Source organism: Caballeronia sp. SEWSISQ10-4 2 (assembly GCF_030464885.1).
Taxonomy (GTDB): Bacteria; Pseudomonadota; Gammaproteobacteria; order Burkholderiales; family Burkholderiaceae; genus Caballeronia.
On sequence record NZ_JALPRJ010000011.1, the window covers coordinates 41,330 to 55,487 of the forward strand.

17 protein-coding genes and 1 pseudogene are annotated in these 14,158 nt (G+C 60.5%); 9 read left to right on the forward strand and 9 right to left on the reverse strand.

From position 1 onward, the window contains the following. Positions 1–4 precede the first annotated feature (4 nt). Positions 5–904, forward strand: coding sequence for an NAD(P)-dependent oxidoreductase (locus M0D69_RS09730; protein WP_301781816.1), 900 nt, complete (start codon positions 5–7; stop codon positions 902–904). An 18-nt stretch (positions 905–922) separates the two neighbouring features. On the opposite strand, the gene M0D69_RS09735 is transcribed toward M0D69_RS09730, so the two are convergent. From M0D69_RS09735 to M0D69_RS09745, 3 genes are all read right to left on the reverse strand, one after another. Continuing rightward, positions 923–1,714: an SDR family NAD(P)-dependent oxidoreductase gene (locus tag M0D69_RS09735; RefSeq protein WP_301781817.1), complete on the reverse strand. Its 792-nt coding sequence runs from the start codon at positions 1,712–1,714 to the stop codon at positions 923–925. Positions 1,715–1,738: 24 nt separating this feature from the next. After that, positions 1,739–1,885: a hypothetical protein gene (locus tag M0D69_RS09740; protein ID WP_301781818.1), complete on the reverse strand. Its 147-nt coding sequence runs from the start codon at positions 1,883–1,885 to the stop codon at positions 1,739–1,741. A gap of 136 nt (positions 1,886–2,021) precedes the next feature. Continuing rightward, the gene (locus M0D69_RS09745; protein WP_301781819.1) at positions 2,022–2,915 is read right to left on the reverse strand and encodes a LysR family transcriptional regulator ArgP; all 894 of its coding nucleotides are present in this window, start codon (positions 2,913–2,915) and stop codon (positions 2,022–2,024) included. 124 nt (positions 2,916–3,039) lie between these two features. On the opposite strand from M0D69_RS09745, the gene M0D69_RS09750 reads away from it, so the two are divergent. The 4 genes from M0D69_RS09750 to M0D69_RS09765 all read left to right on the forward strand — a co-directional run bounded on the left by M0D69_RS09750 (position 3,040) and on the right by M0D69_RS09765 (position 5,544). After that, positions 3,040–4,158, forward strand: a complete 1,119-nt coding sequence (locus tag M0D69_RS09750; protein ID WP_301781820.1) for an aminotransferase class I/II-fold pyridoxal phosphate-dependent enzyme — start codon at positions 3,040–3,042, stop codon at positions 4,156–4,158. Positions 4,159–4,302: 144 nt separating this feature from the next. Further along, positions 4,303–4,557 (forward strand): DUF6440 family protein, encoded by a 255-nt coding sequence (locus M0D69_RS09755; RefSeq protein WP_301781821.1) that lies wholly within the window; start codon positions 4,303–4,305, stop codon positions 4,555–4,557. Positions 4,558–4,700: 143 nt separating this feature from the next. Then, complete coding sequence (locus M0D69_RS09760) at positions 4,701–5,093, forward strand: hypothetical protein (protein ID WP_301781822.1); 393 nt, start codon at positions 4,701–4,703, stop codon at positions 5,091–5,093. Further along, a complete protein-coding gene (locus M0D69_RS09765) occupies positions 5,086–5,544 on the forward strand; it encodes a DUF2846 domain-containing protein (RefSeq protein ID WP_301781823.1) in 459 nt (152 codons plus the stop codon). Before M0D69_RS09760 ends, M0D69_RS09765 begins: the two co-directional genes overlap by 8 nt. A gap of 113 nt (positions 5,545–5,657) precedes the next feature. On the opposite strand, the gene M0D69_RS09770 is transcribed toward M0D69_RS09765, so the two are convergent. The 3 genes from M0D69_RS09770 to M0D69_RS09780 are packed head-to-tail and all read right to left on the reverse strand — an operon-like array spanning position 5,658 to position 8,844. Beyond that, a complete protein-coding gene (locus tag M0D69_RS09770) occupies positions 5,658–6,650 on the reverse strand; it encodes an autotransporter outer membrane beta-barrel domain-containing protein (RefSeq protein ID WP_301781824.1) in 993 nt (330 codons plus the stop codon). Between the two features lie 34 nt (positions 6,651–6,684). Then, the gene (locus M0D69_RS09775; protein WP_301781825.1) at positions 6,685–7,932 is read right to left on the reverse strand and encodes an autotransporter-associated beta strand repeat-containing protein; all 1,248 of its coding nucleotides are present in this window, start codon (positions 7,930–7,932) and stop codon (positions 6,685–6,687) included. A 15-nt stretch (positions 7,933–7,947) separates the two neighbouring features. Continuing rightward, positions 7,948–8,844: a hypothetical protein gene (locus M0D69_RS09780; protein WP_301781826.1), complete on the reverse strand. Its 897-nt coding sequence runs from the start codon at positions 8,842–8,844 to the stop codon at positions 7,948–7,950. 15 nt (positions 8,845–8,859) lie between these two features. Between M0D69_RS09780 and M0D69_RS09785 the strand changes: the two genes are divergently transcribed. Next, entirely contained in the window at positions 8,860–9,315 is a 456-nt protein-coding gene (locus tag M0D69_RS09785; RefSeq protein WP_301781827.1) for a hypothetical protein, read from the forward strand. An 81-nt stretch (positions 9,316–9,396) separates the two neighbouring features. Beyond that, the gene (locus M0D69_RS09790; protein ID WP_031362205.1) at positions 9,397–9,600 is read left to right on the forward strand and encodes a cold-shock protein; all 204 of its coding nucleotides are present in this window, start codon (positions 9,397–9,399) and stop codon (positions 9,598–9,600) included. A gap of 105 nt (positions 9,601–9,705) precedes the next feature. Here M0D69_RS09790 and aqpZ read toward each other — a convergent pair whose 3' ends face one another. The 3 genes and pseudogenes from aqpZ to M0D69_RS09805 all read right to left on the reverse strand — a co-directional run. Then, entirely contained in the window at positions 9,706–10,446 is a 741-nt protein-coding gene (gene aqpZ / locus M0D69_RS09795) for an aquaporin Z (protein ID WP_301781828.1), read from the reverse strand. 489 nt (positions 10,447–10,935) lie between these two features. After that, on the reverse strand, positions 10,936–11,160 hold the full coding sequence (locus M0D69_RS09800; RefSeq protein WP_301781829.1) for a hypothetical protein: 225 nt from the start codon (positions 11,158–11,160) through the stop codon (positions 10,936–10,938). Between the two features lie 155 nt (positions 11,161–11,315). After that, positions 11,316–11,840, reverse strand: a pseudogene (locus M0D69_RS09805) (DUF2252 family protein); the annotation flags it as partial. 646 nt (positions 11,841–12,486) lie between these two features. On the opposite strand from M0D69_RS09805, the gene M0D69_RS09810 reads away from it, so the two are divergent. Both M0D69_RS09810 and M0D69_RS09815 read left to right on the forward strand, forming a co-directional pair. Further along, a complete protein-coding gene (locus tag M0D69_RS09810) occupies positions 12,487–12,759 on the forward strand; it encodes a hypothetical protein (RefSeq protein ID WP_301781830.1) in 273 nt (90 codons plus the stop codon). 92 nt (positions 12,760–12,851) lie between these two features. After that, positions 12,852–14,147 carry a TolC family protein gene (locus M0D69_RS09815; RefSeq protein ID WP_301781831.1) on the forward strand — a complete coding sequence of 432 codons (1,296 nt, stop codon included), beginning with the start codon at positions 12,852–12,854 and terminating at the stop codon, positions 14,145–14,147. The last annotated feature ends 11 nt before the right edge of the window (positions 14,148–14,158 follow it).

Sequence of the window (14,158 nt, forward strand, 5' to 3'; positions counted from 1 at the left end):
ACGCATGAAGAACGAGGTGATTGCATTTCTGGGTACCGGCCTGATGGGCGAGCCGATGGCGCGTAATCTGCTCGCGGCCGGGTATCGCGTGCGGGTCTGGAACCGCTCGAAGGAGAAGACCTCCGCGCTGGCAGAAAAAGGGGCAACAGCCTGCGATACGCCCGCAGAAGCCGCCCAAGGCGCGAACACGCTGATCTGCATGCTGAGCGACGGTCCGACTTGCGACGCCGTGCTATTCCACGATAAGGCCGTCTTGTCGGCGCTCGCACCCGACGCAACGTTGATCGTGATGAGCTCGATCCCCGTGGAGACCTCTGTCGAACAGGCGCGAATAAGCGCGCAGCGCGGCGTTCGATATATCGACGCGCCGGTGTCGGGCGGCCAGCGAGGAGCCATCGATGGAACGCTTGCAATCATGGCAGGCGGCGACCCCGACACCTTCGAGTCCGCCCGCGAATTACTCGGCGCGATGGGCCGTCCGGTGCGCGTCGGCCCCGTTGGAACAGGGCAGCAGACGAAGCTCGCGAATCAGCTGATTGTGGCAAGCACCATTGCTACCGTTGCCGAGGCGTTGCTGTTCGCGGAACGCGGCGGCGCGGATCCGGCAAAGGTCATCGAAGCCCTTGCTGGCGGGTTCGCCGATTCGCCCATCCTGCGCATGCACGGGCAACGCATGATCGACGAAACGTTCGCGCCCGGCGGCGCCGCGAAGTATCAGTTGAAGGACACGCGCACCGCATTGGCGCGGGCACGGTCTCTCGGACTGGAGCTACCGGTGGGGCACATCGTGGACGCGCTGTTCGCTTCCATGGTCGATCACGGCGACGGCGATCTCGACCATAGCGCGCTCATTCGCGAGATCAGGCGGGCGAATGCGTTGCCGGTAAGCCGCAAAGACGGCTGATTGCAGAGGCCGCGAACTTCACACAGTCTTCAGCATTCCGCCATCGACGAAATAAGTCGATCCCACGCTATAACTCGCACGCTCCGAACACAGGAAGACTATAAAGCTTGCGAGCTCGGCAGGCGTGGCGAAGCGGCGGATAGGCGCGTGTTCGTCGGCGACGTGTTGCAAATGGGCTTCCCAGTCGCCTCCCGAATCGCGCGTCAGTTCCTTGGCCGTCTTGATCCAGTCGGGCGTCAGCACAAGCCCTGGATTGATTGTGTTGACGCGGATGTTGTCCTTGATGAGCTCACTTGCCAGATTCTTCGACAACATCATCAACGCAGCTTTTGTCACGTTGTAGATGGGCTCGTAGCCGAGCGGCTGCGTCGCGCAGATCGACGCGTTGTTCAGGATCGCGCCACCGCCACGTGCTTTCATCAAGGGTACAAGACCGCGCGCGAGGCGCACGGCGGCCATCACATGAAGGTCCCAGTAGGACTGCCACTTCTCATCGGGCGCCTCCATGATGGTTTCGTTGCTGCCCGTGCCGGCGTTGTTGAAGAGGATATCGGCGCCGCCGAAATTCGCGCTCGCAGCAGCAACGATCTTGTCGACGCCAGCAGCCGTAGCGACGTCGCAAGCGACCGCCACAGCCGTCACGCCAAACTCCCGCGCGATGCGCGTAGCAGCTTCGGTCAGCCGCTCTTCCTGTCGTGCGGCGAGCAGCAGGTTCGCGCCTTCCGCAGCGAATGCTTCAGCCACAGCCAGCCCGATGCCCACGCTCGCGCCCGTCAATACCGCCACCTTGCCGCGTAGATTCAGATCCATTTTTATCGTCTCCTTTTTAATTGCTTAATCGTCGCGCGCCGCTGCCGCCTCGGCATCGGCGCGCACGATGATCATGCTGCCCTGCAGCAACGACAAGCCCGGATTGCGCGCGGCGAGTCCGTTCAGCATCTCGGGCACGACCTCGGCGACGTCGTTGATGAGCTTTTTCATGTCAGCCATCCTCCCTGGATGCCGCCAGCTCGTCGGCGCGAGCCCTTCGCAGTTGAGAGACATGATAGATGGCCTGACTGCATCGCGCTTTTACGTGAACCGATGCAAAGGCGCCATGACGTGATCAGCGAGTCAGTCAGTCGAGAAACGCTGTCGCGCGCTGCTGGAGCATGGCCCTGAAGTCATCGAGCCAGCCGATGGAGAGCCGCCAGCTTTGCCAATACAGATCGACGTCGATATGTGTACCCGGCACCATTTCAACCAGCTCGCCGGATATGAGCATCGATCCGATCGTCTGCGTGGGACACATGCCCCAGCCCATTCCGGAAAGACACGCGCGCACAAAACCCGCTACGTGCGGAATGAGGTGCCGTGGCGGATCAAGTTCCGCGCGTGTGATGCGTCGCATGAAGCGCTTCTGCATCTGATCCTTCGGGGTGAAGTCGACGCGTGGCGCGTGGCGCAGTGCATCGCGCGTGACCCCTGCGGTGAAGTGACGATCGAAGAACGCAGGTGAGCAGACAGGCAGATATCGCATGCGTCCGAGCTTGGTCGAGCGACAACCCTGCACCGGCTCGGCCTGGGTGGTGACGGCGCCTTGTACGCTGCCTTCGCGGAGTTGCTGCGCCGTGTATTCCTGATCTTCGATAACCAGGTCGAGCAGCATTTCCCGTTCGGCGCAGAAGCCGGAGATCGCATCGATGAACCAGGTGCCGACGCTGTCGTCGTTGACCGCCACGCGCAAGGTAGGCCACGACTCGGCAAGCATGCCCGGCAGGGTCGGTAACTGGCCGCCGAGTTCGGTTTCGAGGCGCTGCACGCGTTCGATGTGGCGGCAAAGCAGCGCGCCTGGCGGCGTGGCAATACACGGCTGGCCGCGCTTGACCAACACGCTTCCGACTCTTTCCTCCAGCAGTTTCACTCGCTGTGAAACTGCCGATGGAGTCACGTTGAGTTCGCGCGCGGCGCGATCGAACGAGCCGAGGCGAACGACCGCTCCGAGGGCATCGAGCAAGGCGTAATCTAACATTAGTAAAATTTAACTCGCATTAGGAAAGTTAGCTTCTTTTATGTGAAGACGAGGGGCAGACTACGCCTGTTGGTATCGCCAGTCCAGCCGGTCGGCTCATCGCTTCAGTCTTACGCAAAAAATCATGAATCCAGTTCCATTTCAACTCGAGCGTTATTTCGCCGCTCACGAATTCACTGCTCGTTATTTGATGTGCAGTTCCGACCCGGAATCCCTGTCGATCGCGGACCTGCTTGCGTTCGAGCCGGGATCGATGGAAGGTCTGGGCCGCACATGGTTGGGATACACCGAATATCCGGGTGCGCCTGAGCTTCGGCGAGAACTTGCGACGTTGTACGAATCAATCGATATCGACAATCTGATTGTGCACACCGGCGCTCAGGAAGCGATCTTCTCGTTCGTCAACTCCATGCTCAAGGCTGGCGATCATCTGATCGTCCACATGCCTGGTTACCAGTCACACTATTCGATCGCTGAAGCGATTGGTGTGTCGGTGTCGCCGTGGCTAGCACGAGAATCTGAGAATTGGGCGCTGGATCCCGACGAACTGGAAAAGCTCGTCCGCCCGGAAACGAAGGCCGTGCTGATCTGCGCTCCGCACAATCCGACCGGTTATCTGCCTGATCGGGAGAAGTTCGATGCGGTCGTCGACTTCGCCCGGCAACGCGGCTTGTGGCTCTTCAGCGATGAAGTCTATCGAGGGCTCGAGCATGAGACCGCCGAGCGTTTGCCTGCGGCGTGCGATCTGTATGAGAAGGCGATATCGCTGGGGGCGCTATCGAAGTCGCATGGATTGGCCGGCCTTCGCGTGGGTTGGGTCGCCACCAGGGATCGCGATGTGCTCGCGGGCATGAGCGCGTTCAAGGACTACCTGACCATCAGCAATAGCGCGCCCAGCGAGTATCTTGCGGCCATCGCGGTGCGTAACACCACTGCGTTGATCGAACGCAATATGTCGATCATCAGAAACAACCTCGCCGTGCTCGATACTTTCTTCGCACGGCATCACGAGATTCTGGAATGGCGCCGGCCGTCGGCAGGGACGGTTGCCTTCCCGCGTCTGAGGCGCGGAGGCGCTGAGCGTTTCTGTGCCGAAGTCCTTGAGCGAACAGGCGTGCTTCTGCTTCCCAGCACGCTGCTCGATCACGGCAACGCGCATGTCCGTATCGGCCTGGGACGACGGAATATGCCGGACGTCCTGCAAATACTTGAGAACTATTTGCGCGAGCGCGGTACGAAGTAGGACCGCCGGGGGATAAGTCGACGGGCCCGAGCTCGTCGGCTTATCCCCTCCAGGCGTCGGTGCCGAAACGCCCCGGCGCTTTACCATTCCCGATTCACTCGTACACTAGGGTGCTTTATCGCTAAGACTCACGGAGTGCAAAGAATGAAGTGGCTACTCGTATTGCTGGCAACGTTGGTTGGATACAGCGCACATGCTCAGAACGCTGAACCGAAGCCGCCCGCCAATGCCTACTCTTCGCGGTTCACTCGCGAGACCACCGAGGACATCAACCTCCAGGTGGAAACGGATCACGAAACAGGCTGCCGTTATCTGATCGCAGAAAGCCAGGGCATTACACCGCTTCTCAAGAGTAACGGCACGCCCGACTGCAACGCCCCGAAACGCGCTCAGCAATAACAAACGCGCAACCTCGCGGGGTCTTGCTCGACCGTATGGTCGAGCAAGACCCTGACGCTCCATTTCTTCAGTCTATTAACCTAAAGTCTGCGGATTCCTTGCCGATAAACCGTCGCCGGCAACAATAAAAGGAATCCGACACCTTGTTCAGATCTCACGTCCCGGCAGCCGCTTTGGCGGCTGCACTCGCTTTATCCGCTTGCGCTCCATCGATACCGGTTCAGAGTGCACAACTCTCGCCGCTCACCTCGACGCAACCGCGCATGCGGCTCGCGCAAAACGTCGTGTTGAAGCTGTCGACGGGTTATTCACGACGGCTGGCAAGCGGCTCTCTCTGGCGACCGGTGGGACAGGTTCCTCAAGGGTTGGTCCTGCAACCTGTCGGTACTGTGCTGACCATAGAAGGCCGCCAGGTTCACGAGGCCTATCTGGTGGTTAGCCAGAACGCAGTGGTGGGCTTCTATTTGCCCGGTGAATCTCGCTTTTCGCCTTTGGCACCATCTCAACCAATAACAATCGAGGGTATCAATGACTAAGCTTTTTCGCGCCTTGGCAGTTTGTGCATTCGTCGCCGTCACCGCGTCAGGGTGCGCGAGCGGACCGGAATACAAAGACGTCGCGTCAAGCATTCCGACCATGAAGGAAGCACAAGGCCGTGTGTATTTCTATCGCTCGGGTTCAATGTTCGGCGCAGCGATCCAGCCGGAAATCAAGTTGAATGATCAAGTGGTCGGCAAGTCGCAACCCGGCGGATTTTTCTTCGTCGATGAACCCGCAGGCCAGTACGTCGTATCCACCTCCACGGAAACCGAGAAGTCGGTGTCGTTCCATCTTGATGCCGGCGAGACGAAATACGTGAAAACCAGCGTCGGCCTTGGCCTTCTGGTGGGACGCATCGTCCCGTCGCTGGAGTCGCCGGATGACGCTGCCAAGCACCTCGATGGTTTGCACTTCACCGGCACGCCGGTCACGGCTGCATCGAAGTAATCGTGTCTTGAGCATCGAGCCTGACGCCGGCCTTCCGGCGTCAGGTGAGGTTAGATCGCGTGGCCACAAGTGGCCGAAAGCGCTAAGGCTCACTAAGGCTCACTAAGGCTCATTTACCACTTCCATCGAACGCCCGCATTGCCGCCTATCGTCCGTTGACGGGATCCGCCCAGATTCGTCAGATAGCTCGCCGTGATGAACGCACTGCCTGAGCGCGTGACCTGGGCAACCAGCCCCACATTCAATTGCCCCGCCGTCTGTCCGATACTGCCCGGGATCACGGTTGTTCCACCGAAGGTTGTGCTGCCACTCTCGCCGAATGCCCGCAGGATGCTGACGCGCGCGTACGGTCGCCAGGTCATTCCCGCACCGCTGAACGTGCGTTGCGCCCTCACGTCTAAGCGGCCGATGTAGGTGTTGCCGTTGTCGAACGACACAGAGGACACGCCATCGTTGAAGTCGTTGAGGGACAGGTTCTGCCAGATGATTTGCGCTTGCGGCTCGACGACCCATGCTGCGCCAAGCGCGATAGGAAAGCCGCCCTCGATGGAGCCCGTCACCGCCGTGCCATGCGTCCCCGCTCCGGTTCCCTGACGCGATAACGGGTCCACCGTGATGGACGACCCCATCAGCACCGCGTCCGTGTACCAGCCCGACGGGCCGACATGCGTCCAGTATCCCCCAAGGCTATAGGAGTTCACCGCCAGATGGCCGACATCGACGTTGGGGAAACCCAGCGCAAAACCATTGACATCGCCGACCGCCCGGGCGAAGCCAAGGAACAATCCGTAGTGGTTTCGATGACCCGATGCAGTCGTATCCGAGTAGAGGTCATGGCCGATTTGCACGCCGAAGATCGAGCCATCGAACTCGGGATTGGCGGCGCCGTCCTGGCTCGTCACCGAATGTCCGCCCCAGACGCGTCCCCACGCGACCGGCAGCGCACCTGTCCCGGTGAGCAATGACTGGTCGCCTTGACGGTCGTGGAAGTTATCGATTTGTTCGATGCCGATTTGCCTGACGACCATTGGAATGGCGGCGTAAAGCGCCACTTCCGGGCGGTAAAGGGGAATCGGCGCGGAACCGGCCGGCGGCGGCGCGGGCAAGGGCGGAGAACCGGCGGCGGCAATCGGGCCGGTATTAAGTATTAGCCCCTGTCTCGGGCGGTGTGCCCGGAGACGTGGGCACGCCGGGCGACGTGCCGCTAGGCGTGCCCGGTGAAGTACCCGTCGGCGCCCCAGGCGCTGTTCCAACTGGCGTCCCGGGCGTTGTCGGACCCGCTGGAGCGCTGGGTGGTGTCGGCGCGACCGCGGGCGCCGCAGCCACCGTATTGCGCAGATACCAGCTTTCGCTCGTCCCGGCCGTCACGCCGCCTTTGGCGAGATAGTACGAATACGCCCCTGCCTCGATGGACGCAGGGAGCGAAAACGAGCCAACGGCGGTGGTCGCGCCATTCGTCGCTTGCACCACCTGTATGCCATCGGCGGCGGTCGTAGCCCCCGTGCCACCAACGTTTGTCACCAGCAACGTGCTGGACCCACTGGCATTGCCACCGCTGATAACGAGCCGGTCCGACGCGGAATTATCGGCGCCGACAACCGTATTGAGCGCGACCCTGGCGTTCTGCCCGACGTAATTCCCCGCGACCACAAGCCGATTGCCCACGCCCGTCCCGGCGATCTGGGCGAGTCCGTTATTGGTGAGCTGGCCTTGCACGTTAAATGTCCCGGATGCAGACGATGCGAAGCCCGGAAGCGCGTTAGCCGCAAAAATAGTGCCGTTGTTCGTCACATCGCCGACTACGCTTCCATACCTGCCAAGATTCGCTCCGGCCGCCACCGAAACGGGCCGCCACCGAAACGGGGCCGCCGCCGAAACGGGGCCGCCGCCGCCGAGCGTCGCGCTGAAATGTGATATATCACCAACCGCGAGCGTACCCGCGCTGACCGTCGTCCCGCCGGTGAAGGTTGTGGGCGCTTGCAGCAGCAGTTGCCCGGTGCCGAGCTTGGTCAGTGAACCCGCACCTGAGATGCCTTGCGCCACGGTTGTATCGAAGGTCTGTGTATCGATAACACCGCCCGCCACACCAAGCACGATGGAACGCGTTGCCGCCAGATCCAGTGCGTTGTTGAGGCTGAGCGTACCGCCATCGAGCGTGAGGCCGCCCGTCGGCGCACCGAGCGCGCTATCGGCTGCGATAGCCAACGTACCCGCTTTGACCGTCGTTCCGCCGGAGTAGGTATTGCCGCCAGCGGCAGCCGGGGCGAGCGTGAGCGTGCCGGCGCCGTCTTTCTCCACGGCGCCAGCGCCTGAAAGGGTGCCGGTGTAGCTGCCATCGGTGGATTGTGCAAACCGCACCAGCCCGTTATCGGTGACCGTGGACGGCATGTTTTGCGCGGTCGCCTAAAGCGTGCCGGCGGCATCGACCAAGGCGAACGTCGTCGGCGCGAACAGGCCGGTCAGGTTCAGCGTGCCGGTCTGTACTTCCGCGAGATTGAAGTCGCCCGTGCCGCTGAATGTCCAGGCGTTGCCGGACAGGCGCAAAGTCTTGAATCGGCTGAACGGATTCGATGCAGTACCGGTTCCCTGGAGAATCACCGTACTTAAGCCCGGGCCGCCACCGCCGTCAGCGGCCCCGATGATTTGCGAGCCCGTCTGAAGAATCAACGTGTTGGCGCCGTTGCCCATGGAAACTGCCGTGCCGCCGCCCGATTGCAAAAGACCGGCGTTGATGACCGTGCTGGCACCGTTCAGGGTTCTGACGGCCGCCGCGTTTTGACTGAAAACCTGGCCCCCGGCACGATTTTCGATAGTTGCCGCAAAACTGGAGCCCGCAGTATTCGAGAAGACCGCGTCCGAATCCGTGCCGGTTGCGGTGATGGTGCCGGTGTTGATCAGCGTGTCGTTGTTGCCCTGCAGGTAGGCCGTGGGGCTGCTCGCCCCTGACGTCGATAAACTCCCGCTGTTGTTGATCGTCCCGCTGCCGCCGATGATCGACGCCGCGCGGGCGTTGCTTGCCGACGTGGAAACGGAGCCGGTATTCGTCAGCGTATTGTTCAACTGCCCTACATTTGTCTGCCCCCAGGCCGCCGACATGCCGTAGGCGTTCGGCCCGGATGTGGCGATGGTGCCGTTATTGACCAGGGTATTGCCGCTGCCGTTGGCGGCCAAACCGTCGTTGTAGGCGCCGGTCGTGGTGATTTTTCCCGTCGATGCATTCGTCAGCTGGTTTGCATCGCCCGTGCCGAGCAGGACGGCGCCGCGGTTGGTTCCGGACCCGCCGCCGCCGGTGAACGTCAACCGCCGCTATTCGCGATGGTGCTCGCGCGCACGACGCTGAATGCAACCGGCGCGCTCGAGCGGGACAGGGCGGCGGCGACCGTGGAATCGATTCCGATGCTGACTGCGCTCGAACCGGCCACCGCCGCGACCGGAAGAATGCCAGCTCCGGTGCAAACCACGTTTGTTCCTGTCGTCGGCGCAGTCGAACTGCATGCCGCATCGGCCGTACCAGATAGCGCTTCCGAGACAATAACGGCGCTGCAAATGTCGATATCCAGCACTTTTTTCATCGATCTGGCGCTCTCAGGACCCTCAATGCTTGCTAAAAATAGATTTTTTTCTTTGTCTTACCAAATGTTTTATTTATTATCTGTGCTTCCGCACGGTGAACGTCAAGCGTCTCTGCACCATGTACGCGCAGGTTTTTGGAGCTCTGTTTTGGAAACATCGGGCAGAATCCAATTGCCGACTGTCATTTTCGCGTGGTAAAAGGAGGCAGCAACGCTTGGCCGATTGACGGCTGGTGGCGCTACCAAAACGGAATTACGTCTCTTCTAGGAAAATCAGCAAATGGCAACAGGTATTGTGAAGTGGTTTAATGATGCGAAGGGCTTTGGATTCATTACGCCGGACGGCGGCGGTGATGACCTTTTCGCGCATTTCTCTGAGATCCGCTCGGAAGGCTTCAAGACACTGCAGGAAAACCAGAAAGTAAGCTACGAAGCGAAGCAAGGCCCGAAGGGTCTGCAAGCATCGAACATCCAGCCGCTGTAATTCGTTACAGCACGGCTTGATAGCATGACCGAATGGCCCGCCTAGGCGGGCCATTCGTTTTTTGTGCGGCAGACGCGGTGAGGGCGCTGCGGGGCGCCCACGCGCTCAGGGGGCATCGATGGCAAGAGGGGCCGGGGCAATCGCCTCGACCTTGTCCGGAAAGAGGCGCGGATACAAAGCGCCGGCAATAGCCGCGCCAATGATCGGCGCCACCCAGAAAAGCCAGAGTTGTCCGAGCGCCGCGCCACCGGCGAAAAGCGCCGGGCCGGTCGAGCGTGCGGGATTCACCGACGTATTGGTCACCGGGATCGATATCAGGTGAATCAGCGTCAGGCAAAGGCCGATGGCGAGCGGCGCGAAACCTGAGATGGCGCGTCCATCGGTTGTACCGAGAATGACCATCAGGAAGAAGAACGTCATCACGACTTCGCAGATCAGGGCGGCTGTCATCGAATAACCGCCGGGTGAACGCGCGCCGTATCCGTTGGAGGCAAATCCACTGGCGGCTGCGTCGAATCCAGGCACGCCCGAAGCGATGAGATAAAGCACGAATGCGCCAATGATCGCGCCAATGACCTGCGCCACGATATAGGGCACCAGGTCTTTGACAGGAAAGCGGCCCGCGACGGTAAGGCCCACGCTGACCGCCGGATTCAGATGGCAACCCGATATATGTCCAAGCGCGTAGGCCATGGTCAGGACTGTCAATCCGAACGCGAGCGCGACGCCTGCAAATCCAATTCCGGTACCAGGAAATTTAGCTGCGAGAACCGCACTTCCACAACCGCCAAGAACTAGCCAGAACGTGCCAAACATTTCCGCAGCGAGACGTTGTTGTAATCGCATGATGTGCTATCCAAGTTTGCCTAACGGTTTCAATACGAATTGGCCAGACTGCTCTAACTGACATTGCGTCAAACGAGATGTTTCGCCTTTTTATATACGATCCTGTTGGAGTTTTAGCTTACGGTTTATAGGTTCTACCGACGTCGTCAGCAGGCCTCACCCGCCCACCCAGCATGAACGCGCCATGCCGTGGATTTGGGCGGTTTACCTCTGCAAATCCATGCTGCAGTGCAGCTAACACGTCGCCTTTTGCACGATGGATTTCGCTTGTAAAAAGGTCCTTCAGACACGCATTTAGTGTAGGTCAAAGATTTTAAAAATCGATGTCATCTGCGCTCACTCTTTTGCTTGCGTGCGCGGTTCAAATCCGCGGTCTAGTTGCCGTTGCCGCGCGCGATGCTCTTGGCGCGCCGAGCTTCACTGCTTAAGCAGTTGCCATTTGCTATTCGGGCCGCCGTCCTTGCATGCGGTCGGCGACCATGTCTGCGTCTAACCTTTCGCCTTAGCGACAATGGCAAGTGTCCGGCAACTCCAGTCACCATCCTTCTTTGTATCTGGGGGCGTTATCGTGCCCGCAACGTGAACGGGATTTCCGGTCCCGTCGTTGTTCCAGTCAAGCGCCTCGCTGTCCTGTTTCGATTCCAGAGCCGTTCGCGCAGCACCATTGAGCTGCTGCAAATCGCGCTCTTTCATATAACTGATCGGCGTGTTCATCAGAAAGCCGAGGTTCGCAGCATAAGAACCCGCGGTATAGCTTAGGAATACAGTACAAGCGACTAGTTGAAGCCAGCCGCGGCGACCGTATGTGCATGAGCGAATGTGCATCAAGCGTCCTTAAAGTACGGGTTGGTATCGGACTTGCCGGGCGATCAAACGTGGAAGTCTGCGACCATATCCTCGTCAGTCCGCGCGACTAACCGGCCTGTCCGGACGGCTTGAGTGAACAGGTCGAAATCGCGTTCGACCTGTTCCGCGTAGTCCTTCGAATAGGCGACCAGCGCTTCGGCAAACTGAGTACCCTGGCCCAGATAGGAACTGATCTCGATAGCCTTGCCGCTCGCTTTTGCATGAGCGCGCGCCAGTATCCAGCCGCACAGCCGGGCGTAGCCCTCCAGTACGTCGATATCGAAAAATTCAATGTTTGCCGACAGCTTCATGTCCCGCAGTTGCCGGAAATAGAAATGGCGTCCCGAGGGTCCGGTCGCCCAGCCAAGGAAGATGTCGCTGGCTGCCTGCATCACCCGCTGGCCGCGTACCACACGTTCGCCGGCATGGTCCAGTCTCTCGGCATCGAAATACTGTTCGATCACCGATGGCCGTGCCTCCTTGATCTGGAGGAACATGGGTTTCCCCAGTTCGTCGATCATCAACAGGACCAGGCAGCGAGTCCCGACGCCCACCACCTTGGGTGATCCGAGGTTCAAGAGCGCAACCTTGAAAGACAAGCGTGAATTGGTCGCGGCTGAGCGTGCAAAAGTCTATCAGCATGCGGTTCGTGCGCGTCATCAGGAGCGTGACCGGGAGTGTGCGTGAGGCGGTTTTCGCTTTCAGCGCGCACCCCCTCAAGCAAAGCCAACCGCCTGCCCCGACCGCCCGTCATGCAGCCGGATCTCCATGCGCGGTCCGTGCTCACGCCATAGAAAGCTGGCGCTACCCGCTTTTGGCGCCCAGCTCGATCCTTCCGCCGACCCCGGACCTGGAGCGCTAGCGGACACAATCGCGACGCACTATTCGGCTCGTCCCGACGTCAAGCTTAATTGGAACAAAGCGTGGAACAAAGCGTGGAACAAAGCGGAAGGCGCGCTTCGCCGCGCGGCTAAGCGTGCTCGCAAAAACCGCAAGACGCGGTCACCGCTTCCGCCGCTAAACCGGTATTCAACGCCTAAGCGCTTAGGCCGGGAACTTAGGGCTATATGCAGAATTAAGCGCTGAGCTATACTTGCCGTCGTGAAAATCCTGCGTACCTTGTTCGTCTTGTGGCTTTGCGCGGTGCTGCCCCTTGCGGGGCTGGCAGCTAGCGGCTCGGCCGGACAATGTCCCATGCAGTCCATGACAGCGGACTCCGGTAGCGCGATGTCCGAGTCCATGCCCGGCTGCGAATCGATGGCAACAACGCCCGGTCAGGACGGCAAGTCGAAGGACTCGTTGTGCAAGATGACCGTGCAATGCCAGATGGGTTGCATGACCATTCCGGTGTCCGCACCCGGCATCACCCGGACTGCCGGCGCCTATCGGCCGATGTTCTTTCACTACATCCAGTCGCTGTTTGTCCGCGAGCCTGACGGCTTGTGGAAACCCCCTCGCACGCTCTAACTCCCTTCGCCACAGGTTCGCCGCTTTAGCGGTGAGGTCGTCCTGCATCCAGGACGTGATTCCCTATGGAATCGACCGTTTGGGGTTGAGAAATGCATTCATCTATTACCGCGCCGGTATCCCGGCGCGGATACACGCGTGCGCCCGCGCTTGCCGTACTTCTATTCCTGCTTGGCGGCGGCGCAGCAGTTAAGGCGCAGGAAAGCGCTCTGACGCTGGACGCCGCTCTGTTATCCGCGACCGACCGCTCCGCTTCCATGCAGGCGGCGCAGTCGTCTGTTCGCGCAAGCTCGCAGGCCGCTGTTCGAGCGGGGCAGTTACCCGACCCGATGCTCAAAGCCGGCGTGGATAACCTGCCCATTAATGGTTCGCAGGCGTTCACCATCGGCCAGGATTTCATGACGATGCGGCGTATCGGCATCGAACAGGAATGGGTGTCGCCGGAAAAACGGCGTCTGCGTACCGAGTTGGCTAATCAGGAAGTGGACCGCGAACGCTCCGGTTATCTCGCTCAGCTAGTCAATGTGCGTGAGCAGACTGCAACCGCGTGGCTCACCGCGGCTTACGCCAAGAAGGCGCTTTTGCTGCAGCAGGAACTGGTCGATCACATGGCGCACGAGTTGTCGGCGACGCAGGCGTCTTATCGGAGCGCTAAAGCCAGTGCCGTCGATGTGACTCAAGCGCAGCTCATGCTCGCGCAGACGCGGGATCAATTGCTCAAGGCGCAGCAATCGCTTCAGACGGCGCTTATCGGCTTGTCGCGATGGACGGCAGCACCCGTTGCCGATGTCTCGGGCGAGCCGCCCGCGCCGCACTCCGTGGTTGCATCGCTGCCGCCCGAGGAGCTTCGGCGTGTCGAGCCTGCGCTGATCAATGCCTCGTCGGAAATAGCCGTTGCCGATGCCGGCACCGCAGTCGCCCAAAGCAACCGCAGCCCGAACTGGACCTGGGAAGTCGCGTACCAGCAGCGGGGCGGTCAGTACTCGAACATGGTGTCGGTCGGCGTCAGCATTCCCATTCCGCTGAACAGACGAGACCGGCAAGACCGCGATACCGCCGAAAAAGCCGAGTTGGGCACCAAGGCGCGTTTGATGTACGAAGACGCGCAGCGGCAGGTCGATGCCGATATCCGCAACTTGTCCGCGACATTGACCAGTGGGCGCGAACGCATCGCCAACCTGACCGCATCGCTCGTGCCGGCAGCAGACCAGCGCTTGCAGCTATCGACCGCGGCTTATAGAGCCGGCACCGGATCGCTGGCGGACACCTTCGCCGCCAGGCGCGCCGTGCTCGATGCGCGATTGCAGGTGCTCGATCTCCAACGCGACGTATCGCTCACCTGGGCTCAACTCGAGTACCAGGTCGTGCCGCCTTCCATGACCTACTGACAGTGAGAAAA

What these genes read in the sequence shown, in the direction of transcription:
- M0D69_RS09730 (WP_301781816.1), top strand. Translation starts at nt 5, where the DNA reads ATGAAGAACGAGGTGATTGCATTTCTGGGTACCGGCCTGATGGGCGAG.
- M0D69_RS09750 (WP_301781820.1), top strand. Translation starts at nt 3,040, where the DNA reads ATGAATCCAGTTCCATTTCAACTCGAGCGTTATTTCGCCGCTCACGAA.
- M0D69_RS09815 (WP_301781831.1), top strand. Translation starts at nt 12,852, where the DNA reads ATGCATTCATCTATTACCGCGCCGGTATCCCGGCGCGGATACACGCGT.
- M0D69_RS09765 (WP_301781823.1), top strand. Translation starts at nt 5,086, where the DNA reads ATGACTAAGCTTTTTCGCGCCTTGGCAGTTTGTGCATTCGTCGCCGTC.
- M0D69_RS09740 (WP_301781818.1), bottom strand. Translation starts at nt 1,885, where the DNA reads ATGAAAAAGCTCATCAACGACGTCGCCGAGGTCGTGCCCGAGATGCTG.
- M0D69_RS09735 (WP_301781817.1), bottom strand. Translation starts at nt 1,714, where the DNA reads ATGGATCTGAATCTACGCGGCAAGGTGGCGGTATTGACGGGCGCGAGC.
- M0D69_RS09810 (WP_301781830.1), top strand. Translation starts at nt 12,487, where the DNA reads ATGCAGTCCATGACAGCGGACTCCGGTAGCGCGATGTCCGAGTCCATG.
- M0D69_RS09775 (WP_301781825.1), bottom strand. Translation starts at nt 7,932, where the DNA reads ATGCCGTCCACGGTCACCGATAACGGGCTGGTGCGGTTTGCACAATCC.
- M0D69_RS09800 (WP_301781829.1), bottom strand. Translation starts at nt 11,160, where the DNA reads ATGAACACGCCGATCAGTTATATGAAAGAGCGCGATTTGCAGCAGCTC.
- M0D69_RS09745 (WP_301781819.1), bottom strand. Translation starts at nt 2,915, where the DNA reads ATGTTAGATTACGCCTTGCTCGATGCCCTCGGAGCGGTCGTTCGCCTC.
- M0D69_RS09755 (WP_301781821.1), top strand. Translation starts at nt 4,303, where the DNA reads ATGAAGTGGCTACTCGTATTGCTGGCAACGTTGGTTGGATACAGCGCA.
- aqpZ (WP_301781828.1), bottom strand. Translation starts at nt 10,446, where the DNA reads ATGCGATTACAACAACGTCTCGCTGCGGAAATGTTTGGCACGTTCTGG.
- M0D69_RS09790 (WP_031362205.1), top strand. Translation starts at nt 9,397, where the DNA reads ATGGCAACAGGTATTGTGAAGTGGTTTAATGATGCGAAGGGCTTTGGA.
- M0D69_RS09785 (WP_301781827.1), top strand. Translation starts at nt 8,860, where the DNA reads ATGGTGCTCGCGCGCACGACGCTGAATGCAACCGGCGCGCTCGAGCGG.